This is a genomic window from Plasticicumulans sp. (assembly GCF_035331805.1).
Lineage (GTDB): Bacteria > Pseudomonadota > Gammaproteobacteria > Competibacterales > Competibacteraceae > Plasticicumulans.
Map to the genome: position 1 here is coordinate 1 of NZ_DAOLKE010000099.1, position 2532 is coordinate 2532.

Here is a 2532-nt window from a genome sequence, read left to right on the forward strand (position 1 = left end):
CGGTGCATGTGCAGCGCGCGGGCGGTGGCCGAGACATTGCCGCCGTGTTCGGCGAGCACGCGCTGGATGTGCTCCCATTCCAGGCGATCGACCGACATCGGCGTGTCGCTGACCGGCACGCGGGCATTGCCGTCGAGGCGGCCGAAGGCGGCGACGATCTGGTCGGCATCGGCGGGCTTGGCGAGGTAATGCACGGCACCGAGCTTGATGGCCTCGACCGCAGTCGTGATGCTCGCGTAGCCGGTCAGCACGATGATGCGCGTGCCGGCGTCGAGCGCGACCAGCGCCTCGACCAGCGCCAGTCCCGATTCGCCCGGCATCTTCAGATCGACGACCGCGAACTCCGGCGGTTCGATGGCGGCCAGCCTGCGCGCTTCGGCCACATCGGCGGCGGGGCGCACCGCATAACCACGCCGGGTCAGTGCGCGGGCGAGCACGCTGCGGAAGGTGTCGTCGTCATCGGCCAGCAGCAGCGTCGGCCGGTCGGCGGCAGCGTCGCTCATGTCGGGTTCACCGCCAGCGCCGCGTTTGGCAGCCGGATTTCGGCGCAGGTGCCGCCTTCGGGGCGGAGCGTGTAGCGCAGTTCACCACCGAGGCGCTCGATCGCGGCCCGCGCGAGGAAGATGCCGAGTCCGCGCCCGTGCAGCTTGCCGGTCCAGTGCGGTTCGCCGGCCCGTGCCGGCAGGCCGGGGCCGTCGTCGAGCACGGCCAGGCGCAGGCCGCCGCCCTCCCAGTCGGCGCGCAGGCCGATGCCGGCCGGCGAGACATCGGCGGCGTTGTTGAGCAGGCTGACCAGGCTCTGGGCGAGGGTGTCGTCGGTCAGGATCGACGGCGACGCGCCGGCGGCCAGCTGCAGTTGCACCGGCACTGCCGGTCGCAGCGTCTGCCAGCGCGCCAGCAGGGTTTCGAGCCAGACATCGAGCGCCTGCGTGCCGGCGGCCTCGACGCGCGCCTGACCGGCGGCGGCGAGCAGGCTGCTGATCGCGTGCTTGCAGTGCTCGACCTGTGTGCGCAGCGTTGCGAGATCGGCCGCGAGCGCGGCATCGCCGGCGTGATCGAGCTCGAGCTCGCGCGCCAGCACGGCGATGGTCGCGAGCGGCGTGCCGAGTTCGTGCGCGGCCCCGGCGGCGAGCGCACCGAGGGCCAGTACCTGACGGTCGCGCAGCGTCTGTTCGCGGGCAGCGGCGAGTTCGCGTTCGCGCCGGCGCAGCACCACGGCCATCGCGCCGGTGAAATGCACGAGCAGCCCGGCGGCGGCGACGAAGCTCAGCCACATGCCGACCAGATGCGAGGCATAGCCGAGCCCGCCGGACAGCGCGTGCGGGTGCTGGGCGGCGTGCGCCGTGTGCAGGCCGACCGCCGCCGGCGTCCAGACCACGATCAGCAGCGTCGCCATGCCGATGGCCAGCCCGGTCAGCATCCAGGCCAGCCGGCGGCGCAACAGCGTCGCGCCGAGTGCGAGCGGCAGCAGGTACAGCGACACCAGCGGGTTGCCGAAGCCGCCGGTGGTGGCGAACACGACAGTGAGCAGCACGAGGTCGAGTCCGAACTGCAGCAGCGTCGCCAGCCGCAGCGCGCGTGCCGCCTGCCCGAGCAGCAGCCAGCCGCCCAGCACCAGCGCCAGCATCGCCCACGGCAGGTCGAGCCCGAGTACGGCATCGGCGAGCGCATGCGCCCCGGCCACCAGCGCGATCAGCAGCAGCCGGTAGCGATGCAGGCGCGCGGCCTCGGCGGCCGTCGGGGGGACCGGGGAGAACAGCATCGGCATCAGGGATCCGGTCGCGCCGTCGCCGGCGCAGGGGGGCGCAGTCTAGCCGGCCGGTACCGCGCCCGGCATGCGGCAGGATGTCGCGGCTTCAGGCCCGGCCCGATGGCAGGCTCCGGTCGCCGGCCCCGAGTGCGCGCTGCATCAGCACCGTGTCGATCCAGCGCCCGTGCTTGAAGCCGACCGCCCGGCAGATGCCGATCGGCTCGAAGCCGTGGCGGGTGTGCAGCCGGATCGACGCGGCGTTGTCGCTGTCGCCGATCACCGAAATCATCTGCCGCCACGGCCCGCGCTCGCAGCGCCGGATCAGGGCTTCGAGCAGCGCCGTGCCGACGCCGCCGGCGGTGCAGTCGTGGGCGATGTAGATCGAGTCTTCCACGGTGTAGCGGTAGGCCGGCCGTGACCGGTACGGCGTGGCATAGCAGTAGCCGAGCACGCGTGCCCCGCGTTCAGCGACCAGGAACGGCAGGCCGTGCGCCAGCACCTGCGCACGGCGCTCGGTCATCGCCGCCAGCGACGGCGGCACTTCCTCGAAGGTCTGGGCGCCGTAGAGCACGTAGGGCGTGTAGATCTCGCAGATCGCGAGCAGGTCGATCGCAAGCGCATCGCGCACGGCCAGCGCAGTGCCCGCGGCATGGGGTTCAGGGGCTGAAGTTTCGAAATCCTGCCCGGTTTCAGCCGGCCGGGGAGGCAGGGCGGAATCGGTACTCATCGGCGGGGCGGCATGACTGGCTGCGATGAATCGGCAGCACTCCGCCGGCCTGTGC

Annotated in this window: 3 protein-coding genes; all 3 read right to left on the reverse strand. The window is 72.6% G+C overall.

The features are described from left to right. Positions 1 to 503: response regulator (locus PKE44_RS09000; protein ID WP_324550269.1), on the reverse strand; the 503-nt coding region annotated here is incomplete at its 3' end. After that, the gene (locus tag PKE44_RS09005) at positions 500 to 1762 is read right to left on the reverse strand and encodes an ATP-binding protein (RefSeq protein ID WP_324550271.1); all 1263 of its coding nucleotides are present in this window, start codon (positions 1760 to 1762) and stop codon (positions 500 to 502) included. The genes PKE44_RS09000 and PKE44_RS09005, both read right to left, overlap by 4 nt. 94 nt (positions 1763 to 1856) lie before the next feature. Further along, positions 1857 to 2384: a GNAT family N-acetyltransferase gene (locus PKE44_RS09010; protein WP_324550291.1), complete on the reverse strand. Its 528-nt coding sequence runs from the start codon at positions 2382 to 2384 to the stop codon at positions 1857 to 1859. Between the last annotated feature and the right edge of the window lie 148 nt (positions 2385 to 2532).